The organism is Pseudomonas sp. LBUM1643, assembly GCF_059716215.1.
Genome location: NZ_CP166813.1, coordinates 5,552,091 through 5,578,355 on the forward strand (window position 1 = coordinate 5,552,091; position 26,265 = coordinate 5,578,355).

Sequence of the window (26,265 nt, forward strand, 5' to 3'; positions counted from 1 at the left end):
TCCGCTGTGCGCCTGACCCGTCCTTGGCTAAACTGCCGAATCATCAATCAAATAGCAGCTGACCATGCTTCGTTTACTGTTCTGGATCGCCCTGATTGCCGCCGCCATATGGTTCTGGCGCAAGTTCAAGGGACAGGCTTCCGCGCCAAAGTCATCTGCCGAGCTGGAAGCGGCGCCCATGGTTCGCTGCGCTCACTGCGGCGTGCACCTGCCCCGTGATCGAGCGCTGAACCTTCAGCAGCAGTGGTATTGCAGCCAGGCTCACCTTGAGCAAGGCCCGGGCACCAGTGATCGCTGAGACGCCCAGTCCCGGCAACAAACAAGCCCAGCGACTGCTGCGCCTCTATCATCTCTACCGTTTAAGCGTTGGCATCATTCTGGTGCTGCTGATCTCCAGCAACATGGACGGTCAGTTGCTTTCACTTGCCAATGGCGACCTGCTGCGCAACGGCAGCTGGTTGTACCTGGTGCTGAATATTCTGTTGGTGGTGTTTCTCGAGAACACCCGCCGTCCAGCCCAGTTGTTCACCCTGGCGCTGGTCGACGTCGTGCTGCTGTGCGGGCTGTTCTATGCCGCCGGCGGCGTCGCCAGCGCAATCGGTAATCTGCTGATCGTCTCAGTCGCCATCAGCAACACCTTGTTGCGCCGACGCATCGGACTGTTGATCGCTGCCATCGGCGCGATTGGCATCGTAAGCTCGAGTTTCCTGCTGAGCTTCAGTCGCCCCGCCAGCCCCAGCTATTATTTGCAGGTCGGTACAGTCGGCGCCCTGTGCTTCGCAGTGGCATTGCTGGTGCAAGGCCTTATCCGACGCCTGGAAGTCAGTGAAAGCCTTGCACATCAGCGGGCGAACGAAGTCGTCGGCCTTGAAGCCCTCAATGCGCTGATCCTGCAACGCATGCGAACCGGCATCCTCGTCCTTGACGACGTGCAGTGCATTCAACTGGCAAACAACAGCGCGCTGACCTTGCTAGGCCAGGAAACGCTTGAAGGCCTTCTGATCGAAGACGTCTTACCCCTCCTCGTCGAACGCCTGCAACTGTGGCAAAACAACCCGACGCTGCGCCCCCAAAGCCTGAAAGTCGTCAGTAACGGACTGGAGCTGCAACCGAGCTTCATTGCGCTGGATAACAGCCCAAGCCAGCAGACACTCATTTTTCTTGAAGACCTGGCCCAGATCGCCCAACAGGCTCAGCAGCTCAAACTCGTCGCCTTGGGTCGACTGACCGCCAGCATTTCCCACGAAATCCGTAATCCACTGGGCGCCATCAGTCATGCCGCCCAGCTATTACAGGAATCCGAGGAACTGAACAGCGCTGATCGGCGTCTGACCCAGATCATTCAAGACCACTCGCAGCGGATGAATCGGGTTATCGAAAACGTTTTACAACTGTCCCGGCGCCAGCAAACCGTACCGCAACGACTTGATTTGAAGCCGTGGCTGGAACAGTTCGTCAGTGACGTCCGCGAAAGCGCTACCGAGAAGCAGAAGATTCATCTGAACATCGGTCCGGGAGACCTCAAGACCCTGATGGACCCGAACCAACTGACTCAAATTCTCGACAATCTGTTACGCAACGCCTGGCGCCACAGCGCCCAGATCCATGATGAGGCGCAGGTGTGGCTGGCATTGTTCGTAGACCCGCAAAGCCAGCTACCAATACTCGAAGTGCGGGACGACGGCTCCGGTGTGACTGCGCAATCCCAAGCCCATTTGTTCGAACCGTTCTTCACCACCAGCAACCAAGGCACAGGTCTTGGGCTTTATCTGTCCCGTGAGCTGTGCGAAAGCAATCAAGCCCGCCTAGACTTCCAACCACGCCAAGGCGGCGGCTGCTTTCGCATCACCTTTGCTCACGGACGGAAACAAAGTTGAACATGAGCCCACTGCAAAAAATCCTGATCGTCGATGACGAGCCTGACATACGCGAACTCCTGGAAATCACGCTCGGCCGAATGAAGCTCGATACGTTCAGCGCTCGCGACCTCGGCGAAGCCCAGGCGCTGTTGGCTCGGGAGAAGTTTGATCTTTGCCTGACCGACATGCGCCTGCCTGACGGTACCGGACTCGAGCTGGTGCAGTTCATACAGCAGCGCTACCCGCAAGTGCCGGTGGCGATGATCACGGCCTATGGCAACCTGGAAACGGCGATCAACGCCCTCAAGGCTGGCGCGTTCGACTTTCTGACCAAACCGGTCGACCTGACCCGCTTGCGGGAGCTGGTGAGCAGCGCACTGCGCCTGCCTGTGCCCGGTGGCGCCAGTACGTCAATCGAACGTCGGCTGCTGGGTGATTCATTGCCCATGCGTAACCTGCGTAAGCACATCGACAAACTGGCTCGCAGCCAGGCACCGGTCTACATCAGCGGCGAATCAGGAAGCGGCAAGGAACTGGTCGCACGCCTGATCCATGAACAGGGTCCGCGTACCACTCAGCCATTCATCCCGGTGAACTGCGGGGCGATTCCATCAGAGTTGATGGAAAGCGAGTTTTTTGGGCACCGCAAAGGCAGCTTCAGCGGCGCTGTCGAGGACAAGCCAGGGCTGTTCCAGGCCGCTCATGGCGGTACTTTGTTCCTCGATGAAGTGGCTGACTTGCCTTTGGCAATGCAAGTCAAACTGCTGCGCGCCATTCAGGAAAAAGCCGTGCGCAGTGTCGGCGGTCAACAGGAAACCGTCGTTGATGTCCGCATTCTCTGCGCCACGCATAAAGACCTCGACGCTGAAGTCGCCGCTGAACGCTTTCGTCAGGATTTGTACTATCGGCTCAACGTGATCGAACTGCGGGTTCCATCCTTGCGAGAACGTCGCGACGACATCGAACTGCTCGCCAGTCATGTGCTTAAACGCCTGGCAGCGGACAGCGGCGAACCCGTCACAAAACTTCATCCCAAGGCTCTGGATGCGCTGAAAAACTATCGTTTCCCAGGCAACGTACGGGAGTTGGAAAACGTCCTTGAGCGCGCTCATACGTTGTGTGAAAACAAGCAGATTGAGGCGAGCGACCTGCGGCTGGTCGATGGCAACTGCACTGCAGAGGGTGAGGTGCCAGATCTGACACAGATCGACAACCTGGAAGATTATCTGGAAAACGTTGAACGAAAACTGATTCTCCAGGCTCTGGAGGAAACCCGCTGGAACCGCACCGCAGCGGCTCAGCGGTTGAATCTTTCATTCAGGTCGATGCGTTATCGGCTCAAGAAATTGGGCCTCGATTGAGGGCCTCATCGCGAGCAGGCTCGCACCCACAGGATCTTGGTTGAACACAGCATCCTGCGACACTTGAGATCCACTGTGGGAGCGAGCCTGCTCGCGATGACTATCGAGTAAACGACCCATGTCCCGTGGTCAAATCCGGCCTGTCGGCGCGTAAGGCGCAGGATCAATAATCGGTTCACGCCCAAGCATCACATCCGCAAACAACTGGCACGACGCAGGTGCCAACACCAACCCGTTTCGATAATGCCCGCAATTGAGCCAGAGCCCGTCAAATCCAGGAACGGGCCCGATATAGGGAATCCCCTCCGGAGACCCCGGACGCAATCCGGCCCAATGCCCCACCACCTCGGCATCCGCCAACGCTGGAATCAATTCCACCGCCGAAGCCTTCAGGCTCTCCAGAGCCACCTCGGTCGGCGTCTTGTCGTAACCTTCATGTTCCAGCGTACTGCCAATCAAGATGTGCCCGTCGCGCCGTGGAATTGCATAGCGCCCCTTGGCCAGCACCATACTCGGCAGGAAATCCGCTGCGCACTTGTAAAGAATCATCTGCCCTTTCACGGGTTCAACCGGCAAATCCAGACCCAGGGTTTTCAGCAAGTCCCCGCTCCACGCACCTGCGGTCAGTACGACCTGGTCGGCGCGGATGGCACCCGTGGATGTTTGCACACCAACCACTTGATCACCTTCGCGGATAAACCCGTCTACCTCGCACTGTTCGTGAATCGTAACGTTGGGCAGTGCCAGCAACGCTGCCTTCAGGGACTTCACCAGGCGCGGATTACGTACATTTGCGACATCGGCCATGTAGATCGCTCGCGAAAAACCGGCACCCAGCACCGGTACCGCGTCATGAGCCGCCGAAATATCCACAGCCCGCAACGGACGGTTTTCCCGCAGCGCCCAGGCCAGCGCTTGCGCTTCATCATCCAGATCCAGCCAATACAGCCCGGTGACATGCACCTCGGGATCGACGCCGGTCGCGGCATGCAATCGCCTGCCCAGCTGTGGATAGAAATCCTGTGACCAGTGCGCCAGCGCGGTGACGGCCGGGCTGTATCGCCATGGATAGAGCGGCGACACGATCCCGCCACCCGCCCAGGACGACTCCTGGCCAACATTCGAGCGATCCAGCAGCACCACGCTTTGCACTTCGGACGCGAGATTGAACGCTGTCAGCAAGCCAATCACGCCGCCGCCGACAATCACTACTTGCTGTTGCCTGGTCATGTTCTGATCCAACCGTTAGATAGACAGAGGGCGCAAAGAGCGCTCAAAAAGTAACTCAGCGACCCCAGCAGTCCTTGGTGGTCAGTCCGGCTGTCGCGTTCACCATGCTCCTGATGCCGGTATTAGTGATGGTGAAGTCCCCGCACTTGTCACCCGCCATGGCGGTACCAGCCTTGCGCACAGCCGTCAGCAGGAAGGTCTGATCGGTCAGCGTCGGGGTGATGGTGTAGAAGTCATTGCCGGCGCTCAGCCCGGTGGCACCGGTGTAGACACTGGTTTTCGAATTCGAGTAGAACCGTTCGAGTATCTGCGCCTGCTCCGAAAGCAACCCCGCCACTTCAGTTCGGCGCCCCTTTTTCACGTATTCGGTCAGGCTCGGGTAGCCAATGGTGATGACGATCCCGATGATCGCAATTACGATCATGATTTCGATCAGGGTAAAACCTCGGTTGGATCTGCGCATGCCTCAACTCTCACTTACTGTATTTGTCGCCACATTATGCGACGGCTACCGCCGCCGGCCTTTTCCACCAGCGTCGTTGGCGTTCCGCTGGAGTCGTTCACGATCTTGCGGGCGCCGCCGTTGACGATGGCGTTGAGCACCGGCATTCCGCCCGTGAAGATCACACCGCTGGAAATCGTGTCCGTGCCGTCAACCAACCCGTCACCGTTGGTGTCGAGCACCGCGTAGTTGAGCATCTTACCGCTGAACGCATCGAGTTCGACCAGTTTGCCCGTGCCAAAACTGGCGCAAGGGTCGGTGGTGTCGACACTGGCCGTGGTAAAGACGATCCGCCCCAACACCAAAGCGGCCTGATTGATCACCCGTTCACCGGTCAGGGCACTGTTATAGACCAACGGCAAATACCAGCCCTTCTCCGCCGGATAGGTCACGTCGTTCTGGCTGGTAGTGATGAACTGCCCCGAGCTTCCCGAGAACACACCCGTGACCGATTGAGCTTGCAGACTCGCGGTGGTGATTTGCCCGGAGCCGCCATCCGCGTCCCACACCGCATAAAACGCCTGCAGGTCCTTGTTGGTCTTATCGGCGGTTTCGTTGAACTTGCCGGTGCCAAAAAATACCACTTTGCCGCCCAGGGAATTGTCCGCGAGTAACGGCTGCGCAGTGATCGGTTGGGTGGCGCCCCCGGCGGCGGTAAACAACGGTTTACCGGAGAACGCCACGCCCCATGCATCGGGATTTGTACTACTTAAATCAAACTTCCACAGCCGTCCTTTCAGGTCGCCACCATAAGCCGCCTGCACCACATTCTGGGAGTTGACCTTGAGTTTCACCGAGGACAGGCCGTTCGTGGTTTCGGTACTGTCGACCACGATTTTCCTGATCAGCGAGCCGTTGCGGATATCGACGACGTACAACGCCGCCACACCCGAATTGCTGCCATAACCGTTTGAGATAAACGCCGCCCAGCGACCATCATCCAGGCGTGCCACCTCGGGACGGGCGTAGGCGTAACCCAGATCGTTGAAAGCATTCGACGGGGTTGCCGTGGCCGGCGCGCTGATCTCCCATAACGCCTTGGGCTGGTTGTTAGGCGAAGCATCGAACAACTGCAACGCGTAATACGTCCGGCCACCGGCACCTGCTCCGCCCAGCGCCAGGGTTTTCCAGTCACTGTCGAGTTGGGCGTCGAACACGCCCACCTGACCGTCCACCAGGAATTTGTGGCTGACGCCGTTGATGTAAGCGACATCGGCAATGTAGCGCAGCGATGGCAACACACTGGAGGGCATGTAGGCATAACGTCGCACGCCATTGCTTGCATTGATGACGCTGACAAAACCATCGTTGCCGTTTTCCACCAGACTGGCCGTCATGTTAAGGGCCTTCTTGGCCAGATAGGTGGTATAGCTCGAATTACCCGATAAATCCGAAGCGGTTTTCTCCGAGGGAGAAGCGAGTACCAGTGGCGAGTTGATGACGTCGCCGAGCAAAACGCTGCGTACCTTCAACCCGGCCTTGTTCGTCCCCTTGCTCCACTCCACCAGATCGCCACCGCTAACGTTGGTGGGCAGCCCCTGGTTCAGGATTGTCTGCTGCGCAGGGGAGAAATTCGTGAACGCCAATGTCACGGGTGCGTTGTTCAGGGAGTTCCAGGACTGGTAAGTGGGCGCCGTTGCGCCGGGGACAATGGTCTTGTCCGTGGTCCAGAGCACCGAAGATGTGTCCACCGCGCCGGTAGAAGTGAAGCCGAACGCTTTGATGGTGCCGCGCCAGTCTTTGGGGTCGTAGCTGGTCTGATAGTACGAGGAACCCGACCCGACGATCGTGCTGCTGGTGGTGCCGCTGCCCCCTGAACCCGCCTTGGAGGTAATGTCACTCAAGGCCGATGACAGCGCGGTGGTCAGGCCAGTACTGTCGGTTGCCAGGTAGTACTTGCCCTGGCCGTACTTCGCGGCATCCTCCAGCATCTGATTGGCGGTGGTGAAGCCCACGGTGTAGGTGTTCATGTTCTGCTTGGGAAAGTCCGTCGCGTCCCAGCTTTTTTTCGCCAGATCGACACCGGTCGAGCGCATGTCGATGTCGAAGGCAAACTTGGCGATGTCATCCAGAAACAGCGAATCACCTTCGTCGTCGCCGCCCAGCGGATTATCGCCATCATTGTTGATGCCATCCCAGTTCGGCAGTCGGGGGCCGCCCTGGGCAATGGCTTGAGGGTCGTTCGTGGGAAAGGTACGGTCATAGGTTGGCAACCCATCGGTAATCACCACCCCATAGTTTTTCTGGCAGCGATACTGGATCGGGCTCGTGTACAGGCTCGGCGTGGTGTTGTAGTACGGAGCCAGACCGCGCATGTAACGAGTGACTTCGTAATAGGTTTCTGCCAGCGGCGTGTTCGCCACGGCACCCAAGGCCGCGATTGAATCGGTCAGCGTCTTGAATTTGGCATCTGTCGTCAGATCGTCGATGGGGACCGCGATGTAACCACCATTGCCGCGGTTGTTGCTGTTGACCGCATTGAAGGTGGCAAGCCCGATGCGCAACGTGCGATTCGCCCTGACCAACGCGGTTGATACATTTCGCGCAACACTGATGCGCGAGTCGATGGGAATGGGGGAACTGGCGGTTGAAAAGTCGGTTTTCTGCCCATTCGCCAAACCGACCACGTAGGAAATGTAGTCCCCCGAATACCGTGTATCGCCGTTCCCCGCCGGGTCAGGCAACTTGATGCACAGGGGCGCCAGTGAGTTGTTATAAAAAGCGTTGTAGCCGCTTGTGCAGCCTGACGTTGCCAGGCTCGAGAGAAAGATCGAATCCCCCGTGATCGCGGACGAACTCAAGCATAAACCCAGGAATGAGTTGCACTCGCGGGCTGGCGTCCAGTTTGCCGTCGGGTCGAAGGCAGCAGCGTAAATGATGTTGTTCATGCTGCCTGAGTCATCGATAAGCAGCATCACATTCGGCGCCACGGCCGCCGCACTCAACAGCGGTGAGTCGGACGGCGTAAACGCATAGGCCGGTGCCGAGAGATACAAACCCACCAGCGCGCCGCACAGTATTTGCCACCACCCGGCGCTGCTCTCAGTACTTCGCATAGATGCTCTCCACCACACTGCGAACGTTGTTGCCCACCACGGCCACTGCCGTGACCCGGTACAACGTCGCCGAGGTGTTGCTCGGTACATTCACGGCATTCAAGGTGGTGCCAAGGTTCTGTACGCCATAGAAACCGCTGCCGGCCGCAATCCAGGTGACACCGGAGGTCGCATTGAACCCGGCGCCGTTAATGGATGACGACTCCGCAGGTGGCGCGCACTGGACGGTGCCACTGCAAACCGCCAATGAAAAAGTGTCCAGTTGCACGGCACTTTCGCCGATGCGCAATGCTGCTTCGGCATTCTGGAACGATTGATTGCGCAAGGACACGCTGGTCGCCATTTTTTCCTGCAGGGTGGCGTTCTGCATCGAGGAAATACCGATCAGTGTTAACAACAACAGGAATACCAGGCTAACCAGTAGCGCCATGCCGCGCTGGGAGTGAGGGGTGACTGCAGAAAAACTCATCGGCCCTCCTCTCATGGCAAGCGGTTGCGCAAGGCGGCAACCACGTTGAAGGTTTGATCGCGTACCCGCTTGTCGGGGTCCGTAAGCGTCAACGTCAGTCGCACGCTGCGGATTCGCGCGGGGTCTGAAGGATTGCTGCTGTAACTGGAGGCAGCAGCGTCCGTGGCAGAACTGGCCATGCCAAAGCTCACATTGAACGCGCTGACGTTATCCACGAGAACAAACTGAGTCGGCGAACCAATTCCCGCCCCCATCGTCAGCTGTCCATTTTTCAGGCTATAGATCAATCGTCGAATCGGAAACGCCAGCTGCCCTGAGGCAGGGGCCTTTGTCTGCGGATAGGCCGTTGCGGTACTTCGGCAGTCGGAAATCACAGTCCAGGTCGGCATACCCCCGCTCCCCCCAACATCAGCGGTCACGAGCGTAAGTTTAAGGTTGGCGTTGTCCCAACTGATGGGCGTGATTTGACTGGCACTGAAGTCGCTGACCGGGGGCGCCTCGGTAATCGTCCCCAGACAACCGAACATGCCCACCATGCGAATCTCCTGAATCATCTTGCTCAGCACAAAGCGTGCATCTTCCTGCATGTTGGCGGCGCTGTTCTGGGTGACATAGGTATTTTTGGCGGCGATAAAAATCTGCGCAACGCCCAACACCACGATCAAGCTCAACGCTGTCGCGATCAATAGTTCGACCAGGCCGAAACCGCTGTCGCGCCGGGTCATGGTGTAGACACCGGGTCGACGGTGGCACGACTGGTCAATACGAAACTGCGACGGGAATTGGCGGTGTTGGCGGCTCGGGAGTCATCCCAGGTGATTGTGATGGTGTATACCCGCTGATTGAGGGCAACGCTGCCCGTGGCGGTGGCGCCGAGGGCACTTGCGATGTTGGTGGTGAAGTCGTAGAGATCCTGATCCCGGGCGACGCTCAGGTTGGCCGAGGTGGGTGGCGTGACCGTGTAATCGGCTGCCGAGTTGGCGCGAATTCGATCCATCATGTCGTAGGCAATAAAACTGGCCTGACTGGTCATCCGCGAGCTGTCGGTGTACTTCAACGCATTGAGTTGAATGGCCGCTGCCCCCAACAGGCCCACAGCCAGAATCAACATCGCAACCAGGACTTCAATCAGCGTCGTGCCTTCCTGTGCGCGTTTGCTCCATCCCCTCATCCGCAATTTCCGCTCAATATGATTCGTCCGTTCAAACACACATTCAGTGTCCTGCTTTGCGCGCCCAGCGCATAGCTGATCGCCACCGCAGTGGAAGGCGCAGACAACCCGCCCAGGTTGTTGAAGTCGATGGCGGTCACTCCTGAGGGTAGCGTCAGAGTCGCGCCGCTGCTCATTGCGGGAACAACCCGCAATACATTGGCGGGCGTGCCAGTCCCCTCATACACCGTCAATTCACCGGTCCAGACACTACCACCCGCCGTAGGACGAACCCGTGTGGTGATGCCCCGGTCGATCGCCTCCAGCCGGGCGAAATTCAAAGCGCGTCGCAGGTCACCGATCTCGGTATCAGCCTTGGTCCCTTGAACCGAACTGGTGAACGCCGGTACCGCCAGCGTGATCAGGATCAAAAAAATGGCGAGCGCGACCAACAACTCGATCAGCGTGAAACCTTTTGTACGATGATCCATCGATGCCCTCCGTTGCCGTCGGCTATACCTGCTGTTACACGCTAGAACATTCAGCTGGCAGATGTATGGTTGTTTTGCCATTAGTCGCGCTCGAATGTGCGTGTCACCACACTCCAGGGAGGGAGATGTCATGCGCCAGCAAGGTTTCAGTCTGATCGAACTGCTTATGGGACTGACGATCGCCGGGATTGTTCTGTCGTTGGTCAGTCCGGCGTTCGCAGCACTCACCGAATCGAACCATCGCGAAGAAGCGGCGAAGTCTTTAGTCGCGGGTGTGCGCAGCGCAAGAAGCGAGGCGATCACGCGCAATCAGACCGTGATGATTCACGGCATCGATGGCGATTGGAGTCAGGGGTGGCGGATCATTGTGGATGTCAGCGGCAAGGGGTATGAGGACAGCGACAATCCAGTGTTGATCGAGCGTCAGAGTGGCAACCGTGCGCCGATTGTAGGCAACACGCGTGTTACGACATCCATACGATTTACCGGTCTCGGCCAACCAATGGGCGGAGGGTTTCAAGGAGGGACATTGCATGTCTGTGCAACTCGCGAACCGCTAAGCCAACACCAGGTGGTGTTGGCTTCCAACGGCCGCGTCAGCCTGCGCAGTGATAAAACTGCACAGGCTTTGTGCGTGGGAGGAGAAGACTCAGAGAAGGGAGCGGACGCGTAATTCCTTGGGCATGGAGAACGTGATGTTTTCCTCGCGCCCGGCCAATTCATCGGCACCGGTAGCACCCCACGCCTGCAACTGCTGGATCACACCACGCACCAGCACTTCCGGTGCGGAGGCGCCGGCAGTAATGCCGATCCGCTCGACACCGTCGAACCAGCTCTTTTGCAGGTCCTCGGCGCCGTCGATCAAGTAGGCCGGGGTGGCCATGCGTTCAGCCAGTTCACGCAGGCGATTGGAGTTGGAGCTGTTAGGGCTGCCGACTACCAAGACCACATCGCATTCATCAGCCAATTGCTTGACCGCGTCCTGCCGGTTTTGCGTGGCGTAGCAGATGTCGTCCTTGCGTGGACCACCGATCGCCGGGAAGCGCGCACGCAGGGCATCAATGACGCGACTGGTATCGTCCATGGAGAGCGTGGTCTGGGTCACGAACGCGAGCCTTTCGGGATTGCTCACTTGCAGCGCGGCGACATCTTTTTCGTCTTCGACCAGGTAGATCGCACCACCATTGCTGCCATCGTACTGGCCCATGGTGCCTTCGACTTCCGGATGACCGGCGTGGCCGATGAGGATGCATTCGCGCCCGTCACGGCTATAGCGTGCAACTTCGATATGCACCTTGGTGACCAGCGGGCACGTTGCGTCGAACACCTTCAGGCCGCGGCCGGCGGCTTCGGTACGGACCGCCTGGGAGACGCCGTGGGCACTGAAGATCACGATGACGTCATCCGGCACCTGATCCAGTTCTTCGACGAAGATCGCCCCGCGAGCCCGCAGGTCTTCAACGACGAATTTGTTATGCACCACTTCGTGGCGCACATAGATAGGCGGCCCGAAAACTTCCAGAGCGCGGTTGACGATTTCGATCGCCCGGTCCACACCGGCGCAGAAGCCACGGGGATTGGCGAGTTTGATTTGCATGCTGTGCCTCGTGTCTTGCGCGCAAGAAATAGCGAAAACAGTGAAAAATCTACTGTGGGAACAAGCCTGCTGTGGCGAGGGGATTTAGCGAAACGTCGCACCGCCCCGTTAGGGCGCGAAGCGACCCTAAACCCAACCACCACGGTCTTGAATGAGAACGGGGTGCCTTATTTACGATTGCTTCGCAATCGAACGGGGATAAATCCCCTCGCCACAAAGGCTTGTTACCACAATTTACAGCGATGTGACGCTGATAATCTCAACGTCAAACGTCAATGTCTTGCCAGCCAGCGGGTGATTGAAGTCGATGGTCACTTGCTCATCATCGAACTCTTTCACCACGCCGGGCAACTCGGTATTCGCCGCATCGTTGAAGATCACCAACAAGCCCGGAGACAGGTCCATGCCCTGGAACTGCGAGCGCGGGATGATCTGCACATTCTGCGGGTTGGGCTGTCCGAAGGCGTTTTCCGGCGCAATCGCCAGGGTACGCTTGTCGCCCGCCTTGAAGCCAAACAGTGCTGCTTCGAACCCTGGCAACAGGTTGCCATCACCGACCTTGAAGGTCGCCGGGGCTTTGTCGAAAGTGCTGTCGACAGTATCGCCGTTCTCCAGGCGCAGTGCGAAGTGCAAGGTGACTTCCGTGTTCTGGCGGATGCGTTGCTCAGCCAATACGTGTTCAGTCATGAACGGCTTCTCCGGTCTTTTTACTTTTGAACATATCCAGTGCAAGCATCACGGCACCAACAGTAATAGCACTGTCGGCAAAGTTGAACGCCGGGAAATACCAGCGGTTCTGCCAATGCACCAGGATGAAATCGATCACATGGCCCAAGGCAATGCGGTCGTACAGATTGCCCAGCGCGCCACCGAGCACCAGGGCCAGCGCAACTGCCAGCCAGGTTTCGTTGCGCCCCAGACGCTTGAGCCAGACCACCAGCACGGCACTGACCACAATCGCGATCAACGCAAACAGCCAGCGCTGCCAGCCGGAGCTGTCGGCCAGGAAGCTGAACGCAGCGCCCGTGTTGTAGGCCAGGGTCCAGCTGAAGTAATCGGGGATCACCACGATTTGCTGGTACATGCTCAGCGAGCCTTCGAAGTAGAACTTGCTGGCCTGGTCAATGACCAAAACCAGCAAGCTCAACCAGAGCCAGCTCAGTCGTCCGAAACGACCAACGCCATTAGGCATAGTGGCGAACCTCGCCAGCGCCGCTGATGTTGTCGACACAACGACCGCAGATTTCCGGATGTTCCGGGTTCACGCCAACGTCTTCGCGGCAGTGCCAGCAACGGGCGCACTTGGCGAAGCTCGACTTGACCACTTTAAGCTTCAGACCGCTGACTTCGGTGACTACCGCGTCGGCCGGTGCCTGCACGAAAGGTGCAACGCTGGCGGTCGAGGTGATCAGTACAAAGCGCAGTTCGTTGCTCAGCTTGGCCAGGTCGGCGCTCAACGCTTCTTCGGCAAACAGCGTTACTTCGGCTTGCAAGTTGCCACCGACGGCTTTGGCCGCGCGCTGGATTTCCATTTCTTTGTTGACCGCTACCTTCACCGCCATGATCCGCTCCCAGTAGGCGCGGCCCAATTCGACATTTTCCGGCAACTCGGTCAGGCCTTCGTACCAGGTGTTGAGCATCACCGATTCGTTACGCTCGCCCGGCAGGTATTCCCACAGTTCGTCAGCGGTGAACGCCAGGATCGGCGCGATCCAGCGCACCAGCGCTTCGGAGATGTGGTACAGCGCAGTTTGCGCTGAACGGCGAGCCTTGCTGTTAGCGCCAGTGGTGTACTGACGGTCCTTGATGATGTCGAGGTAGAAACCGCCCAGCTCCTGCACGCAGAAGTTATGGATCTTGGAGTAGACGTTCCAGAAGCGGTATTCGCCGTAGTGCTCTTGCAGCTCGCGCTGCAGCAGCAAGGTACGGTCCACGGCCCAACGATCCAGTGCCAGCATTTCTTCGGCCGGCAGAATATCGGTGGCCGGGTTGAAACCGGTCAGGTTGGAAAGCAGGAAGCGAGCGGTGTTACGGATACGCCGGTAAGCGTCCGCGCTGCGCTGCAGAATCTGCTCGGAAACCGCCATTTCACCCGAGTAATCGGTGGAAGCCACCCACAGACGCATGATGTCTGCGCCCAGGGTGTCGTTGACTTTTTGCGGAGCGATCACGTTGCCCAAGGACTTGGACATCTTGCGGCCGGACTCGTCGACGGTGAAGCCGTGAGTCAGCAGCTCGCGGTAGGGCGCGTGATTGTCGATCGCACAACCGGTCAGCAACGAGGAGTGGAACCACCCGCGGTGCTGGTCGGAACCTTCGAGGTACAGGTCGGCGCGCGGGCCGGTTTCGTGGCCCATCGGATGCGAACCGCGCAGGACGTGCCAATGCGTGGTGCCTGAATCGAACCAGACATCCAGGGTGTCACTGATCTTGTCGTACTGCGGCGCTTCGTCACCGAGCAGTTCGGCAGCGTCCATCTTGAACCAGGCTTCGATGCCTTCGACTTCTACGCGCTTGGCGACTTCTTCCATCAGTTCAACGGTACGTGGGTGCAGCTCGCCGCTTTCCTTGTTCAGGAAAAACGGGATCGGCACGCCCCAGTTGCGCTGACGGGAGATGCACCAGTCCGGACGGTTAGCAATCATCGAGTGCAGGCGCGCCTGGCCCCAGGCCGGCACGAACTTGGTTTCTTCGATGGCTTTGATTGCCCGCTTGCGCAGGGTTTCACCAGTTGCAGGCTCTTTGTCCATGCCGATGAACCATTGCGCGGTGGCGCGATAGATCAGCGGCGTCTTGTGACGCCAGCAGTGCATGTAGCTGTGTTCGATGATGGTTGTGTGCAGCAGCGCACCGACCTCGGTCAGCTTGTCGACGATGGCCGGGTTGGCTTTCCAGATGAACTGGCCGCCGAAAAACTCCAGCGACGGAACGTAGACGCCGTTGCTCTGCACCAGATTGAGGATGTCATCGTTGACCATGCCGTATTTCTTGCAAGTCACGAAGTCGTCCACGCCGTAAGCCGGGGCGGAGTGAACCACGCCAGTGCCAGCGCCCAGCTCAACGTAGTCGGCCAGATAAACGGGCGACAGGCGATCGTAGAACGGATGACGGAAGTTGATCAGTTCCAGCTCTTTACCGGTCGTGGTCGCGATGACCGAACCTTCCAGGCTGTAACGGGCCAGGCAAGACTCGACCAGCTCTTCAGCCAGCACCAGCAGTTTGTCGCCGACGTCGACCAGGGCGTAATTGAATTCCGGGTGTACGTTCAGCGCCTGGTTGGCGGGGATGGTCCACGGCGTGGTGGTCCAGATCACGATCGAAGCGGGCTTGGTCAGCGACGACAGACCGAAAGCCGCAGCCAATTGGGCCTCATCGGCAATCGGGAAGGCCACGTCAATGGTCGCGGACTTCTTGTTCTCGTACTCGACTTCCGCTTCGGCAAGAGCCGAGCCGCAGTCGAAGCACCAGTTCACTGGCTTCAAGCCCTTGAACACGAAGCCGCCCTTGACGATTTCCGCCAGGGCACGGATTTCACCCGCCTCGTTTTTGAAGTCCATGGTCTTGTACGGATTGGCGAAGTCGCCCAACACACCGAGACGGATGAATTCGGATTTCTGACCTTCGATCTGCTCGGTGGCGTAGGCACGGCACAGCTCGCGGGTTTTATCCGCGCCCAGGTTCTTGCCGTGGGTCACTTCGACTTTGTGCTCGATCGGCAGGCCGTGACAGTCCCAACCCGGAACATAAGGCGCGTCGAAACCCGACAGGGTTTTCGAGCGGATGATCATGTCCTTGAGAATCTTGTTCAGTGCGTGACCGATGTGAATCGTGCCGTTGGCGTACGGAGGACCGTCGTGAAGCACGAACTTCGGACGATCCTTGCCAATTTCGCGCAACTTACCGTACAGGCCAATGCTGTCCCAGCGCTGCAGAATCTGCGGTTCGCGCTGAGGCAGGCCGGCCTTCATTGGGAAGGCGGTGTCCGGAAGGTTTAGCGTGGCTTTATAGTCGGTCATTTAAGGCTCTTCATTAGCGATTGGCGCTAGGTGCGACAGGGCACGGGCGGCGGCGACATCCGCATTGATCGCCGTCTTAAGCGCCTCCAGAGAGGCGAAACGCTGCTCTTCACGCAGCTTGTGGTGGAAAACCACCGTCAAACGCCGGTCATACAGATCGCCGGCAAAATCTAAAAGATGTACTTCGAGGTGAGCCTTGCCATCGCCCTGAACCGTTGGCCGCACGCCAATGTTGGCGACGCCAGGCCAGGTCTTGCCGTCGATATCGACATTGACCAGATAAACACCGGTCAGTGGAACCCGACGACGCTTGAGCTGGATGTTGGCCGTGGGCGTACCCAGTTGGCGCGCCAGCTTCTGACCATGCAATACCCGCCCGGCAATCCTGTAGGGACGACCCAGCAGACGCTCGGCCAAGACAAAATCAGCAGCGGCCAAGGCGTTGCGAACCTGCGTACTGCTGACGCGAATACCGTCCAGTTCCACGGTTTGCGCCGCCTCTACGGTAAAGCCCTGCATGACGCCGGCCTGTTGCAGAAAATCGAAGTCCCCCACCCGGTCACAGCCGAAACGGAAGTCGTCACCGACCTCAAGGTGCTGAACGCCCAGGCCATCCACCAGAATAGTATCGACGAATTCACTGGCGCTGAGCTTGCTCAGGCGTTGGTTGAAGGCCAGGCACAAAACGCGGTCAACGCCTTCGTCGGCCAGCAGCTGCAGTTTGTCTCGCAGCCGGGCCAGACGGGCAGGTGCCGTGTCCGGAGCGAAAAACTCTCGCGGTTGCGGCTCGAAAATGACCACGCAGCTGGGCACGCCCAACTCGAGCGCACGCTCACGGAGCCTCGCCAGGATTGCCTGGTGGCCACGGTGAACACCGTCAAAGTTGCCAATAGTGGCGACACAGCCCCGATGCTGGGGGCGCAGATTGTGGAGGCCTCGAACCAGCTGCATAACGCGCTTCTTGCTCATAAAGTGGTCGATTATAACCACACCCGGCGGCCGACGACAGGCAACACCGTAACCCAAAGTGATCGAGCCGACAAAAACACCGACTCGCCCGTGTTTATCGCGTCGTGACGTTCAACTCAACGCCTTGCGATTGAAGTCGCGTAAACGAAAGCCCATCAAAAACAGCATACCGAAATAGGCGATCACGCCAGCAGCGACCAAAGCCCCCAGACGCAGGAACCTTTCCAGCATGTGGCCCTCGGCCCAGGCCGGCATGAAATGCATGCCTGCCAGTAAAACACCGGACATCACCAGCACGGCAATCACCAGCTTGAGACCGAACTTCCCCCAGCCGGGCTGAGGTTGATACATCTGTTGCTTACGCAGCTGATAAAAAAGCAGCCCGGCATTGATACAGGCACCGGCACTGATCGCTAACGCCAGACCGGCATGTGCGAGCGGCCCGATCAGCACCAGGTTGAACAACTGCGTCACGACGAGGGTGAAAATCGCGATTTTTACCGGCGTTCGGATGTTTTGTTGCGCGTAAAAGCCTGGAGCCAGCACTTTAATCACGATAATTCCGAGCAAACCGACGGAATAGGCAATCAAGGCCCGCTGAGTCATGGACGCATCAAAAGCGCTGAACTGGCCGTACTGGAACAACGAGACCGTCAGCGGTTCGGCGAGAATACCCAGCGCCAGCGAGCATGGCAGCACCAGCACGAAACACAGCCGCAGGCCCCAATCGAGAATCCGCGAGTACTCGTGACGATCCTTGCTGGCATAAGTCTTGGCCAGGGTTGGCAACAGAATCGTACCTAACGCCACGCCCAACACGCCGGATGGCAACTCCATCAAACGGTCGGCGTAATACATCCAGGATACGGAGCCTGCCACCAGGAAAGAGGCGAAGATCGTGTTGATGATCAATGAAATCTGGCTCACGGACACACCGAGAATGGCCGGCAGCATCTGTTTCATCACCCGCCACACACCGGTGTCACGCAGATTCAGGCGCGGCAGCACGAGCATGCCGATCTTTTTCAGATGCGGCAGCTGATATAGCAGCTGCGCCAGACCACCCACCAGAACCGCCCAGCCGAGCGCCATGACCGGTGGATCGAAGTACGGCGTCAGGAACACCGCAAATATAATCATGCTGACGTTGAGCAGTGTCGGCACGAAGGCCGGCACCGAGAAGCGGTTGTAGGTATTGAGGATCGCCCCGGCCAGGGATGACAGAGAGATGAGCAATATGTAAGGAAAGGTCACTCGCAAAAGGCTGGACGTGAGCTCGAATTTCTCCGGCGTGTCGGTGAAACCAGGCGCTGTCGCCCAGATAACCCACGGTGCGGCGATCATGCCCAACGCGGTGACCAGTGCGAGCACCAGCGTCAGCAGGCCCGAGACGTAAGCAATAAATGTTCGCGTCGCTTCTTCACCCTGCTGGCTTTTGTACTCCGCGAGAATCGGCACAAATGCCTGGGAAAATGCGCCCTCGGCGAAGATACGCCGCAACAGATTAGGCAATTTGAAGGCAATAAAGAAGGCGTCTGTCGCCATCCCTGCGCCAAAAGTACGTGCGATGAGCGTGTCACGAACGAACCCCAGAATCCGGGAAAGCATCGTGATAGAGCTGACGGCGGCCAACGATTTGAGCAGATTCATTGAAAGAGTTTGTGCCTGTCGATAAACAGCAGGCGAACAAAGCGCCTACTTATGCGATACTCCGCGCCGCAGCAGCACAGAGCCAAAGCTCGCGAGTTTACAGGTCAAGCGCCGGAAATAAATATCCCGCCTCTTTATACCTACCACTTAGCGGAACGTTTCAACCGCCCTTGACAAGACAACAACTCATCGGCATGATTCGCGGCCTATTTTGTTTGCTATTTCCTAAAAAGTCTTTCGAGGAGCTCGACGGTGGCCAACACACCTTCCGCCAAAAAACGTGCAAAACAGGCTGAGAAGCGTCGCAGCCACAACGCCAGCCTGCGTTCCATGGTTCGTACCTACATCAAGAATGTAGTTAAAGCCATTGACGCAAAAGACGCTGAAAAAGCTCAAGCTGCTTACGTTCTGGCCGTGCCAGTTATCGACCGTATGGCCGATAAAGGCATCATCCACAAGAACAAGGCTGCTCGCCATAAGAGCCGCCTGAACGGTCACGTCAAGGCTCTGAACCTTGCTGTAGCCGCATAAGCGATAAGCTTGTTAAAAAACCGACCTCAGGGTCGGTTTTTTATTGCCTGCGATTTAGTGAACGCGCTGCAAAAAAAAATGCAGGAGTGAGCCTGCTCGCGATAGCGGTATAACATTCAACACTGATGTCGACTGTTATACCGCTATCGCGAGCAGGCTCACTCCTACAGTTGGATCTGCGTCAGGCTATTGGGCGTGCGCCCACGGCAGGATCGGAATCGCCGTTACCGCATTCTGTGGACTGCCCTCAATCAAGCGATCGCTGTAGACCAGGTACACCAGTGTATTGCGCTTCTTATCGAGGAAACGCACCACCTGCATGGTCTTGAACACTAGCGACGTGCGCTCCTTGAACACCTCGTCCCCGTCCTTCAGCTCACCCTTGAAGCTGATAGGGCCGACCTGACGACAGGCAATGGACGCCTCAGCGCGATCTTCCGCTAACCCCAAACCACCCTTCACTCCTCCGGTCTTGGCACGCGACAGGTAACAGGTCACGCCCTCAACCTTCGGATCATCAAACGCTTCGACAACGATACGATCATTCGGCCCGACAAACTTGAACACTGTCGATACCTGACCAATCTCTTCGGCTGAAGCCAGCAACGGCATCGCCAACAGCAGACCCAACAATCCTTTTGCCACGCGCATTCAGGTATTCCTTCAAACCAGAATCAGGTTATCGCGGTGAACCAGCTCAGGCTCCGCCATATAACCCAATAGACCGACAATCGCCTCAGACGACTGACCAATGATTTTTTGTGCTTCGAGCGCGCTGTAGTTCGCCAGGCCTCGGGCGATTTCACGACCATCCGGAGCCACGCACACCACCATCTCGCCACGACGGAAGCTGCCTTGAACCAGCTTGACGCCCACCGGCAGCAAACTCTTGTTGCCCTTTGACAGCGCCGTTACCGCACCCGCATCCAGCACCAGCGTGCCGCGGGTTTGCAGATGCCCTGCCAGCCACTGCTTGCGCGCTGCCAGCATGCCGCGCTCAGGCGACAGCAAGGTGCCGATGCGCTCGCCCGCTTTCAGGCGATCCAGCACGCGCTCCAGGCGCCCACCCACAATGATGGTGTGAGCACCCGAACGAGCCGCCAGACGCGCGGCACGCAATTTGGTCTGCATACCGCCACGACCCAACGCACCGCCTGTACCACCCGCCACCGCATCCAGCGCCGGATCATCGGCGCGCGCCTCGTAAATCAGGTTGGCATCGGGATTGTTGCGCGGATCGGCGTCAAACATGCCGTCGCGATCGGTGAGGATCACCAGCAGATCAGCTTCAACCAGGTTGGCCACCAGCGCCGCAAGCGTGTCATTGTCGCCAAAGCGGATTTCATCGGTGACGACGGTGTCGTTCTCGTTGATGACCGGAATCACTTTCAACTCAACGAGCGCGCGCAAGGTACTGCGGGCATTGAGATAGCGCTTGCGATCGGACAAGTCATCGTGCGTCAGGAGGATCTGCGCAGTGTGCCGGCCATGCTCGGCAAAGCTCGACTCCCACGCCTGCACCAGGCCCATCTGGCCGATTGCGGCAGCGGCCTGAAGCTCGTGCATCGCACTGGGTCGCACGCTCCAGCCCAGACGGCTCATGCCGGCAGCCACCGCCCCAGAGGACACCAGCACCAGCTCGACACCCGCCTCATGCAAGGCCACCATCTGCTCAACCCAGACACTCATTGCCGCGCGATCCAGGCCCTTGCCGTCCGCCGTCAGCAAAGCGCTGCCGATCTTCACGACCCAACGCTGCGCACCTGTCACCTTGCTCCGCATCATCTTCAACCTTAGCTTGAGGACAGCGCGACCTGGCACTGCCCGTGACGTTAATCGTGGTTATTCGTGACCAACGATCGATTTCCAGATACTAAAACGCCGCTCTGGTGAGCGGCGCTTAAGTTTATCGCAACGAATCAGTCACGCACGTAAATGATTTCCGGACCGTCTTCGTCATCCACATCTTCTTCATCCCAGTCATCGTCGCCGATGTCATGGACCGACTTCACGCCGCTGCGACGCAGAGCACGCTGGTCATCCAGGGCTTGCAGCTGAGCACGGGCTTCGTCTTCGATACGCTGATCGAGTTCGGCCAATTCTTCCTTGTAAGCCGGGTCGTTCGCCAGGCGATCGGCACGGTCTTCCATGTAACGCATGATGTCGTGGCACAGACGCTCGGTACCGAGCTTGGAGATGGCCGAGATCACATAAACAGGACCGGTCCACTCCAGACGATCAACGATCTCCTTGACGCGAGCGTCGTGCTCTTCTTCAAGGATCTGGTCGCACTTGTTCAGCACTAACCAACGATCACGCTCAGCCAGGGACGGGCTGAATTTGGTCAGTTCGCTGACGATCACTTCAGCAGCATCCGGCGCGCTTGCATCGTCCAGCGGCGCCATGTCTACGAGGTGCAGCAGCAGACGGGTACGCGACAAGTGCTTGAGGAAGCGAATCCCCAGGCCTGCACCATCGGAAGCGCCTTCGATCAACCCCGGAATATCCGCGACCACGAAGCTTTTCCAGCGATCGACGCTGACCACACCCAGGTTCGGCACCAACGTGGTGAACGGGTAGTCAGCGACCTTCGGCTTGGCGGCCGAGACCGAACGAATAAAGGTACTTTTGCCAGCGTTCGGCAAGCCCAGCAAACCAACGTCGGCCAAGACCTTCATTTCCAGCTTCAGGTCACGCGCCTCACCCGGCTTACCCGGAGTGGTTTGACGCGGAGCACGGTTGGTACTGGATTTGAATCGGGTGTTGCCCAGACCGTGCCAGCCGCCATGAGCCACCAGCAGTTTCTGACCTGCCTTGGTCAGGTCACCGATCACTTCCTGAGTGGCCGAGTCGATGACGGTAGTACCGACAGGAACCCGCAGTACCAGCTCTTCACCCTTCTTACCGGTGCAGTCGGTGCTGCCGCCGTTGGAACCGCGCTCGGCATCAAAGTGCCGGGTGTAACGGTAGTCCACCAGGGTGTTGAGGTTTTCGTCGGCGAGCATGTAGACCGAGCCGCCATCACCACCATCACCGCCGTTAGGGCCGCCGTTTTCAATGAATTTTTCGCGACGGAAGCTCATGCAACCGTTGCCGCCGTCACCAGCTTTTACTCGAATCGATACTTCATCAACAAACTTCATAACAAAACGCCTCTCGTCATACGGACGAGCCGAGAAAATCTAGACATAAGACTCTTGCAAAAATGAGCGCAGCGACCTCAATCAACGACCGCAAATCCAGCGCTGGAGCCCATTACAAACAGCTTTGCAAGAGACTCACCCCACAAACGAAAAAGCCCCGTCGCGAGACAGGGCTTTTCCAGCGATCGCGCAATTAAGCGGCGACAACGCTCACGTAACGGCGGTTGAACGCGCCCTTTACTTCGAACTTGATCACGCCTTCGATTTTCGCGAAGAGGGTGTGATCCTTACCCATGCCAACACCGTAACCGGCGTGGAATTGGGTGCCGCGCTGACGCACGATGATGTTGCCCGGAATGATTTTCTGGCCGCCATACATCTTAACGCCAAGGCGCTTGGCTTCTGAGTCGCGACCGTTACGGGTACTACCACCAGCTTTTTTGTGTGCCATGAGTCAATTCTCCTAGTGAGGAATTAGGCTGAAATTAAGCCTGAATACCGGTGATTTTGATCTCGGTGTACCACTGGCGGTGGCCCATACGCTTCATGTGGTGCTTACGACGACGGAACTTGATGATGCGGACTTTATCGTGACGACCTTGGGAGATCACTTCAGCCACAACGGTAGCGCCAGGAACAACTGGAGCGCCGATATTCACGTCGTCGCCATTGGCAACCAACAGAACGCGATCAAAAGTAACGGATTCGCCGGTAGCGATTTCCAGTTTTTCGATCTTCAGGTATTCACCTGGAGCAACTTTGTACTGCTTGCCACCAGTAACGATTACTGCATAAGACATGGTATTTCTCCGATAATCCTGCTCACCCAGCTCTTTATAAGAAGAGGTATTGGCTGGCATGGCTGCATTGGGCTGGAAGGCCCGATTGCAATTGCGTAAGGCAGGTGCTGCCCAGGAAGTTCAGGGTGCGCGATTGTACGCAAGCTGCTTGAGCGATGCAAGGGGCCATCCATCGCGCCTTGACACCCGCCGACGTGGGTCCTAGCATGCCGCGCAACCCTTCTGGAGCAACTGTCGCTGATGCAACCCCAAGCTTTCTACCGCGCGGTGGCGGACGATTTTAGCGCCGTCGACGGCATCATCAAGAAGCAGCTGACTTCCCGAGTGCCGCTGGTTTCGAAAATCGGCGATTACATCACCTCGGCTGGCGGTAAACGCCTGCGTCCTTTATTAGTGTTGCTCTGTGGCAAGGCGCTGGGCCGTGAAGGCGATGACATGCGCCTGCTGGCCGCGACCATCGAATTTCTGCACACCGCCACCCTGCTGCATGACGACGTCGTCGACATGTCCGGCATGCGCCGTGGCCGCTCGACCGCCAACGCCATGTGGGGTAACGCCCCGAGCGTGCTGGTCGGCGACTTCCTGTATTCGCGCTCCTTTGAAATGATGGTCGAACTGGGCTCCATGCCGGTGATGAAGATCCTTTCGCAAGCGACCCGCATCATCGCCGAAGGCGAAGTGCTGCAGCTGTCGAAGGTGCGTGACGCGAGCACCACCGAAGAAACCTACATGGAAGTCATCCGCGGCAAGACCGCCATGCTCTTCGAAGCGTCGACCCACAGTGCCGCGGCCCTTGCCGGTGCGACGCCGGAACAGAGCGAGGCGTTGCGCACCTTTGGCGACCATCTCGGGGTTGCTTTCCAGCTGGTTGACGACCTCCTCGACTACAAGGGCGACGCAGAAACGCTGGGTAAGAACGTCGGTGACGATCTGGCCGAAGGCAAGCCGACCCTGCCGCTGATCTACACCATGCGCGAAGGGACGCCGGAACAGGCTGCACTGGTGCGCAAGGCGATTCAGAAAGGCGGCATCGAAGACCTGGAAAGTATCCGTGAAGCTGTGGAAGCCTCAGGCTCGCTTGAGTACACCGCACAGCTGGCGCGTGAATACGTGGCCCGCGCGATCAAATGCCTCGACGCGCTGCCCGCCAGCGAATACCGCGATGCACTGGTCGAGTTGAGTGAGTTTGCGGTAGCCCGCACGCACTAAGATCAAAAGATCGCAGCCTCCGGCAGCTCCTACAGGGTTTTGTGTTCACCTGTGAGAGCCGTCGGAAGCTGCGATCTTTTGCCATCCGCGCCCTCCCCGGCTAAAACCCTATATAATGTGCGACTTTTAGCGGTCCTGAACTCAAGGAGCTTTAGTGAGCACGTTGCCACCCTGCCCGAAATGCAATTCCGAATACACCTATGAAGACGGCCAGCAGCTGATCTGCCCTGAGTGCGCCCATGAATGGTCCGCCAGTGGCGAAGCTGAGGTTGCGTCCGATGACACCGTGAAAAAAGATTCAGTCGGCAATGTCCTGCAAGACGGTGACACCATCACTGTCATCAAGGACCTCAAGGTCAAGGGCACATCGCTGGTGGTCAAGGTAGGCACCAAGGTGAAAAACATCCGCCTGTGTGATGGCGACCATGACATCGACTGCAAAATCGATGGCATTGGCCCGATGAAGCTCAAATCCGAGTTCGTCAGAAAAGTCTGAACACGCTGCATGCCATCCTGCGCCCTGCGTGGGATGGTGCTTCGCCCTCCCCGCCCTTGCGCCTCATTCCTTGCAATAGCAAAACGCCAGTCGGTTTGACCTTACGCAATCTGTACCCGGAAAAAAAAGCAAACCACCAATAGGTCCTTGCTATTTGATGAATAAGAATTATTCTCATTGAAATCCAATCAATGGAGATGAGAACCATGACTTATTTGATCGATGCCTGGCTGGACCGTCCACACCCTTACTTGAGGATCCTGCATCGGGAGACCGGGGAAGTGTGTGCCGTACTTGAAGAGGAAGCCTTGAACGAGCTGCAGGATCAGGGAGACCTGGACGTCAACGGCTTGAGTTCCAGCGAGCCGATGGTGCTCAAGGAGCTGGTGCGTAACCTGTTTCTGTTCTGCTACGCCCGGGCATTGCGCCCGACGAATGAACTGCATCACAAGCTCGAACTATGAGAAACACCATGAAAACGGTGGGAGCCAGCCTGCTGGCGATGGCAACAACCCGGTTTTAGAGAAAAATCCGGTTGACCGCATCGCCAGCAGGCTGGCTCCCACACGGGCCAGGCGTTACAGAACGTCGAGCAGCTCGACGTCGAACACCAGTACGCTGTGCGGCGGAATGCTGCCAACGCCTTGAGCGCCGTAAGCCAGCTCGCTCGGCACGTACAGACGCCATTTGCTACCGGCATTCATCAGTTGCAGTGCTTCGGTCCAGCCTGGGATCACGCCACCTACCGGGAACTCTGCAGGCTGGCCGCGCTCGTAGGAGCTGTCGAACACAGTGCCGTCGATCAGGGTGCCGTGGTAGTGAGTACGTACTTGATCTTCACGGGTCGGCTTGGCGCCTTCACCTTGGGTCAACACTTCGAATTGCAGGCCGGAAGCGAGGGTGGTGATGCCGTCACGCTTGGCGTTATCAGCCAGGAATGCCAGGCCTTCACCCGCCGCTGCTTCAGCTTTTGCTGCTGCTTCGGCTTGCATGACTTCACGAATCACTTTGAAGCTCGCGGACATCTCTTCCTGACCTACGCGGCTTTCCTTGCCGGCGAAGGCGTCGGTCAGACCCGCCAGGATCGCGTCCAGGCTAACGCCCGGTGGCGGGTTGTCGCGCAGTTGGTCGCCCAACTGGCGGCCGATACCGTAGCTGACGCGAGTTTCGTCGGTGGACAGATTTACTTCGGACATGACACTGCTCCGCTGTGCGGACGGCCCAGGAACATGCCGTGCTTGCACAGCGCATCCCGGAGCGCCCGGAACCAAAAGGGCCAGCAGACTAGCACAGATGCTATTGCGTTGATGAGAGGCGTCAGTTGTGCCATGCAGAACGAAAGGCGATCGGCACCTTCAGGCTTTCTTCGGCACTGGCACCCAACCCGCACATCTCGTCATGCACCGAGGTGTGCACAAGGTTGAAGGGCAAGGCTGGAAAAGCGTGCAACACTTCACGCGCGTGTTCCACAGAGCGCAAGTGGAACATGCCGCCGTTGGCATTGCTCAAGGGGTAGGCGGCACCGTGCATGCGCGCCTCCAACAGATAAATACCGCCTTCCAGCGATATCAGGTTCAGCTCATCGACCTTACCGGCGATGGCAAAGGCATTCAGCTCTTGCAGGTTCATGAACGCACCTCAGACAGTGGCGAACCAGGACCCTTACAGGCATAGGCCTCGCCGCATCAAAGCACAAGCCATAAACCACACCGCTTGTCTGTTTCGCACCTGCCAAT

At 58.0% G+C, this 26,265-nt stretch carries 29 protein-coding genes; 9 read left to right on the forward strand and 20 right to left on the reverse strand.

The features are described 5' to 3' along the window. Window positions 1-64: 64 nt before the first annotated feature. From ACA063_RS25075 to ACA063_RS25085, 3 genes are read left to right on the forward strand one after another with little or no spacing between them, the layout of a single operon-like run. On the forward strand, window positions 65-298 hold the full coding sequence (locus ACA063_RS25075) for a PP0621 family protein (RefSeq protein WP_162437797.1): 234 nt from the start codon (window positions 65-67) through the stop codon (window positions 296-298). Then, the gene (locus ACA063_RS25080) at window positions 288-1,877 is read left to right on the forward strand and encodes a sensor histidine kinase (protein ID WP_497666587.1); all 1,590 of its coding nucleotides are present in this window, start codon (window positions 288-290) and stop codon (window positions 1,875-1,877) included. The genes ACA063_RS25075 and ACA063_RS25080 overlap by 11 nt, the downstream gene beginning before the upstream one ends. A 2-nt stretch (window positions 1,878-1,879) precedes the next feature. After that, a complete protein-coding gene (locus tag ACA063_RS25085) occupies window positions 1,880-3,220 on the forward strand; it encodes a sigma-54-dependent transcriptional regulator (RefSeq protein WP_497663767.1) in 1,341 nt (446 codons plus the stop codon). A gap of 129 nt (window positions 3,221-3,349) precedes the next feature. Here the strand turns inward: ACA063_RS25085 and thiO are convergent, their stop codons facing one another. From thiO to ACA063_RS25120, 7 genes are read right to left on the reverse strand one after another with little or no spacing between them, the layout of a single operon-like run. Further along, on the reverse strand, window positions 3,350-4,450 hold the full coding sequence (thiO, locus tag ACA063_RS25090; protein WP_497663768.1) for a glycine oxidase ThiO: 1,101 nt from the start codon (window positions 4,448-4,450) through the stop codon (window positions 3,350-3,352). A 55-nt stretch (window positions 4,451-4,505) separates the two neighbouring features. Further along, the gene (locus ACA063_RS25095) at window positions 4,506-4,913 is read right to left on the reverse strand and encodes a type IV pilin protein (protein ID WP_162437793.1); all 408 of its coding nucleotides are present in this window, start codon (window positions 4,911-4,913) and stop codon (window positions 4,506-4,508) included. A 14-nt stretch (window positions 4,914-4,927) separates the two neighbouring features. Then, window positions 4,928-8,008 (reverse strand): pilus assembly protein, encoded by a 3,081-nt coding sequence (locus ACA063_RS25100; RefSeq protein ID WP_497663769.1) that lies wholly within the window; start codon window positions 8,006-8,008, stop codon window positions 4,928-4,930. Beyond that, window positions 7,995-8,477, reverse strand: coding sequence for a pilus assembly PilX family protein (locus ACA063_RS25105; protein WP_497663770.1), 483 nt, complete (start codon window positions 8,475-8,477; stop codon window positions 7,995-7,997). Before ACA063_RS25105 ends, ACA063_RS25100 begins: the two co-directional genes overlap by 14 nt. An 11-nt stretch (window positions 8,478-8,488) precedes the next feature. Further along, window positions 8,489-9,202, reverse strand: a complete 714-nt coding sequence (locus tag ACA063_RS25110; RefSeq protein WP_497663771.1) for a PilW family protein — start codon at window positions 9,200-9,202, stop codon at window positions 8,489-8,491. Beyond that, window positions 9,199-9,648, reverse strand: a complete 450-nt coding sequence (gene pilV / locus ACA063_RS25115; RefSeq protein ID WP_497663772.1) for a type IV pilus modification protein PilV — start codon at window positions 9,646-9,648, stop codon at window positions 9,199-9,201. The genes ACA063_RS25110 and pilV overlap by 4 nt, the downstream gene beginning before the upstream one ends. Beyond that, the gene (locus tag ACA063_RS25120) at window positions 9,645-10,118 is read right to left on the reverse strand and encodes a GspH/FimT family pseudopilin (RefSeq protein ID WP_497663773.1); all 474 of its coding nucleotides are present in this window, start codon (window positions 10,116-10,118) and stop codon (window positions 9,645-9,647) included. The genes pilV and ACA063_RS25120 overlap by 4 nt, the downstream gene beginning before the upstream one ends. A gap of 130 nt (window positions 10,119-10,248) precedes the next feature. Here ACA063_RS25120 and ACA063_RS25125 point away from each other — a divergent pair, with 130 nt between their 5' ends. Then, window positions 10,249-10,791: a GspH/FimT family pseudopilin gene (locus tag ACA063_RS25125; protein WP_497663774.1), complete on the forward strand. Its 543-nt coding sequence runs from the start codon at window positions 10,249-10,251 to the stop codon at window positions 10,789-10,791. Here ACA063_RS25125 and ispH read toward each other — a convergent pair. The 5 genes from ispH to ribF form a co-directional block, all read right to left on the reverse strand. Next, window positions 10,768-11,715 (reverse strand): 4-hydroxy-3-methylbut-2-enyl diphosphate reductase, encoded by a 948-nt coding sequence (gene ispH, locus ACA063_RS25130; RefSeq protein WP_162437786.1) that lies wholly within the window; start codon window positions 11,713-11,715, stop codon window positions 10,768-10,770. The two genes, ACA063_RS25125 and ispH, sit on opposite strands and share 24 nt — an antisense overlap. 234 nt (window positions 11,716-11,949) lie before the next feature. Next, the gene (fkpB, locus tag ACA063_RS25135; RefSeq protein WP_490147755.1) at window positions 11,950-12,402 is read right to left on the reverse strand and encodes an FKBP-type peptidyl-prolyl cis-trans isomerase; all 453 of its coding nucleotides are present in this window, start codon (window positions 12,400-12,402) and stop codon (window positions 11,950-11,952) included. Beyond that, entirely contained in the window at window positions 12,395-12,907 is a 513-nt protein-coding gene (gene lspA / locus ACA063_RS25140; RefSeq protein WP_162437784.1) for a signal peptidase II, read from the reverse strand. The genes fkpB and lspA overlap by 8 nt, the downstream gene beginning before the upstream one ends. Beyond that, entirely contained in the window at window positions 12,900-15,731 is a 2,832-nt protein-coding gene (ileS, locus tag ACA063_RS25145; protein WP_194692801.1) for an isoleucine--tRNA ligase, read from the reverse strand. Before ileS ends, lspA begins: the two co-directional genes overlap by 8 nt. Continuing rightward, window positions 15,732-16,682: a bifunctional riboflavin kinase/FAD synthetase gene (ribF, locus tag ACA063_RS25150; protein ID WP_162437782.1), complete on the reverse strand. Its 951-nt coding sequence runs from the start codon at window positions 16,680-16,682 to the stop codon at window positions 15,732-15,734. On the opposite strand from ribF, the gene ACA063_RS25155 reads away from it, so the two are divergent. Then, window positions 16,590-16,808, forward strand: a complete 219-nt coding sequence (locus ACA063_RS25155) for a hypothetical protein (RefSeq protein ID WP_162437760.1) — start codon at window positions 16,590-16,592, stop codon at window positions 16,806-16,808. The genes ribF and ACA063_RS25155 overlap by 93 nt on opposite strands. A 3-nt stretch (window positions 16,809-16,811) precedes the next feature. On the opposite strand, the gene murJ is transcribed toward ACA063_RS25155, so the two are convergent. Continuing rightward, window positions 16,812-18,350 (reverse strand): murein biosynthesis integral membrane protein MurJ, encoded by a 1,539-nt coding sequence (gene murJ, locus ACA063_RS25160; protein WP_497663775.1) that lies wholly within the window; start codon window positions 18,348-18,350, stop codon window positions 16,812-16,814. Between the two features lie 252 nt (window positions 18,351-18,602). On the opposite strand from murJ, the gene rpsT reads away from it, so the two are divergent. Further along, on the forward strand, window positions 18,603-18,881 hold the full coding sequence (rpsT, locus tag ACA063_RS25165; protein ID WP_008154937.1) for a 30S ribosomal protein S20: 279 nt from the start codon (window positions 18,603-18,605) through the stop codon (window positions 18,879-18,881). Window positions 18,882-19,067: 186 nt separating this feature from the next. On the opposite strand, the gene ACA063_RS25170 is transcribed toward rpsT, so the two are convergent. The 5 genes from ACA063_RS25170 to rplU form a co-directional block, all read right to left on the reverse strand. Beyond that, window positions 19,068-19,532 carry a CreA family protein gene (locus ACA063_RS25170; protein WP_015096894.1) on the reverse strand — a complete coding sequence of 155 codons (465 nt, stop codon included), beginning with the start codon at window positions 19,530-19,532 and terminating at the stop codon, window positions 19,068-19,070. 12 nt (window positions 19,533-19,544) lie between these two features. Beyond that, window positions 19,545-20,663, reverse strand: coding sequence for a glutamate 5-kinase (gene proB, locus ACA063_RS25175; RefSeq protein WP_162437843.1), 1,119 nt, complete (start codon window positions 20,661-20,663; stop codon window positions 19,545-19,547). 137 nt (window positions 20,664-20,800) lie between these two features. Next, the gene (cgtA, locus tag ACA063_RS25180; RefSeq protein WP_162437780.1) at window positions 20,801-22,024 is read right to left on the reverse strand and encodes an Obg family GTPase CgtA; all 1,224 of its coding nucleotides are present in this window, start codon (window positions 22,022-22,024) and stop codon (window positions 20,801-20,803) included. A 193-nt stretch (window positions 22,025-22,217) separates the two neighbouring features. Beyond that, window positions 22,218-22,475 (reverse strand): 50S ribosomal protein L27, encoded by a 258-nt coding sequence (gene rpmA, locus ACA063_RS25185; RefSeq protein WP_003176049.1) that lies wholly within the window; start codon window positions 22,473-22,475, stop codon window positions 22,218-22,220. Window positions 22,476-22,509: 34 nt separating this feature from the next. Then, window positions 22,510-22,824 carry a 50S ribosomal protein L21 gene (rplU, locus tag ACA063_RS25190; RefSeq protein WP_007901869.1) on the reverse strand — a complete coding sequence of 105 codons (315 nt, stop codon included), beginning with the start codon at window positions 22,822-22,824 and terminating at the stop codon, window positions 22,510-22,512. Window positions 22,825-23,064: 240 nt separating this feature from the next. Between rplU and ACA063_RS25195 the strand changes: the two genes are divergently transcribed. The 3 genes from ACA063_RS25195 to ACA063_RS25205 all read left to right on the forward strand — a co-directional run bounded on the left by ACA063_RS25195 (window position 23,065) and on the right by ACA063_RS25205 (window position 24,993). Beyond that, window positions 23,065-24,033, forward strand: coding sequence for a polyprenyl synthetase family protein (locus ACA063_RS25195; protein WP_490147758.1), 969 nt, complete (start codon window positions 23,065-23,067; stop codon window positions 24,031-24,033). Window positions 24,034-24,187: 154 nt separating this feature from the next. Beyond that, window positions 24,188-24,529, forward strand: a complete 342-nt coding sequence (locus tag ACA063_RS25200; protein ID WP_497663776.1) for a zinc ribbon domain-containing protein YjdM — start codon at window positions 24,188-24,190, stop codon at window positions 24,527-24,529. A gap of 206 nt (window positions 24,530-24,735) precedes the next feature. Further along, window positions 24,736-24,993 (forward strand): PA4570 family protein, encoded by a 258-nt coding sequence (locus ACA063_RS25205; RefSeq protein WP_497663777.1) that lies wholly within the window; start codon window positions 24,736-24,738, stop codon window positions 24,991-24,993. 114 nt (window positions 24,994-25,107) lie between these two features. Here the strand turns inward: ACA063_RS25205 and bamJ are convergent, their stop codons facing one another. Both bamJ and ACA063_RS25215 read right to left on the reverse strand, forming a co-directional pair. Next, complete coding sequence (bamJ, locus tag ACA063_RS25210; RefSeq protein ID WP_497663778.1) at window positions 25,108-25,725, reverse strand: BamJ family beta-barrel-assembly machinery protein; 618 nt, start codon at window positions 25,723-25,725, stop codon at window positions 25,108-25,110. Window positions 25,726-25,846: 121 nt separating this feature from the next. Next, on the reverse strand, window positions 25,847-26,158 hold the full coding sequence (locus tag ACA063_RS25215) for a DUF6482 family protein (protein ID WP_497663779.1): 312 nt from the start codon (window positions 26,156-26,158) through the stop codon (window positions 25,847-25,849). Window positions 26,159-26,265 lie beyond the last annotated feature (107 nt).

Coding starts and splice junctions, on each gene's coding strand:
- pilV (WP_497663772.1), bottom strand. CDS start 9,648: ATGAGGGGATGGAGCAAACGCGCACAGGAAGGCACGACGCTGATTGAA.
- ACA063_RS25215 (WP_497663779.1), bottom strand. CDS start 26,158: ATGAACCTGCAAGAGCTGAATGCCTTTGCCATCGCCGGTAAGGTCGAT.
- ACA063_RS25205 (WP_497663777.1), top strand. CDS start 24,736: ATGACTTATTTGATCGATGCCTGGCTGGACCGTCCACACCCTTACTTG.
- thiO (WP_497663768.1), bottom strand. CDS start 4,450: ATGACCAGGCAACAGCAAGTAGTGATTGTCGGCGGCGGCGTGATTGGC.
- fkpB (WP_490147755.1), bottom strand. CDS start 12,402: ATGACTGAACACGTATTGGCTGAGCAACGCATCCGCCAGAACACGGAA.
- rplU (WP_007901869.1), bottom strand. CDS start 22,824: ATGTCTTATGCAGTAATCGTTACTGGTGGCAAGCAGTACAAAGTTGCT.
- lspA (WP_162437784.1), bottom strand. CDS start 12,907: ATGCCTAATGGCGTTGGTCGTTTCGGACGACTGAGCTGGCTCTGGTTG.
- murJ (WP_497663775.1), bottom strand. CDS start 18,350: ATGAATCTGCTCAAATCGTTGGCCGCCGTCAGCTCTATCACGATGCTT.
- ACA063_RS25110 (WP_497663771.1), bottom strand. CDS start 9,202: ATGACCCGGCGCGACAGCGGTTTCGGCCTGGTCGAACTATTGATCGCG.
- ispH (WP_162437786.1), bottom strand. CDS start 11,715: ATGCAAATCAAACTCGCCAATCCCCGTGGCTTCTGCGCCGGTGTGGAC.
- ACA063_RS25105 (WP_497663770.1), bottom strand. CDS start 8,477: ATGAGTTTTTCTGCAGTCACCCCTCACTCCCAGCGCGGCATGGCGCTA.
- bamJ (WP_497663778.1), bottom strand. CDS start 25,725: ATGTCCGAAGTAAATCTGTCCACCGACGAAACTCGCGTCAGCTACGGT.
- ACA063_RS25170 (WP_015096894.1), bottom strand. CDS start 19,532: ATGCGCGTGGCAAAAGGATTGTTGGGTCTGCTGTTGGCGATGCCGTTG.
- ACA063_RS25120 (WP_497663773.1), bottom strand. CDS start 10,118: ATGGATCATCGTACAAAAGGTTTCACGCTGATCGAGTTGTTGGTCGCG.
- ribF (WP_162437782.1), bottom strand. CDS start 16,682: ATGCAGCTGGTTCGAGGCCTCCACAATCTGCGCCCCCAGCATCGGGGC.
- ACA063_RS25075 (WP_162437797.1), top strand. CDS start 65: ATGCTTCGTTTACTGTTCTGGATCGCCCTGATTGCCGCCGCCATATGG.
- ACA063_RS25100 (WP_497663769.1), bottom strand. CDS start 8,008: ATGCGAAGTACTGAGAGCAGCGCCGGGTGGTGGCAAATACTGTGCGGC.
- ACA063_RS25125 (WP_497663774.1), top strand. CDS start 10,249: ATGCGCCAGCAAGGTTTCAGTCTGATCGAACTGCTTATGGGACTGACG.
- rpmA (WP_003176049.1), bottom strand. CDS start 22,475: ATGGCACACAAAAAAGCTGGTGGTAGTACCCGTAACGGTCGCGACTCA.
- cgtA (WP_162437780.1), bottom strand. CDS start 22,024: ATGAAGTTTGTTGATGAAGTATCGATTCGAGTAAAAGCTGGTGACGGC.
- ACA063_RS25195 (WP_490147758.1), top strand. CDS start 23,065: ATGCAACCCCAAGCTTTCTACCGCGCGGTGGCGGACGATTTTAGCGCC.
- ileS (WP_194692801.1), bottom strand. CDS start 15,731: ATGACCGACTATAAAGCCACGCTAAACCTTCCGGACACCGCCTTCCCA.
- ACA063_RS25095 (WP_162437793.1), bottom strand. CDS start 4,913: ATGCGCAGATCCAACCGAGGTTTTACCCTGATCGAAATCATGATCGTA.
- ACA063_RS25085 (WP_497663767.1), top strand. CDS start 1,880: ATGAGCCCACTGCAAAAAATCCTGATCGTCGATGACGAGCCTGACATA.
- proB (WP_162437843.1), bottom strand. CDS start 20,663: ATGCGGAGCAAGGTGACAGGTGCGCAGCGTTGGGTCGTGAAGATCGGC.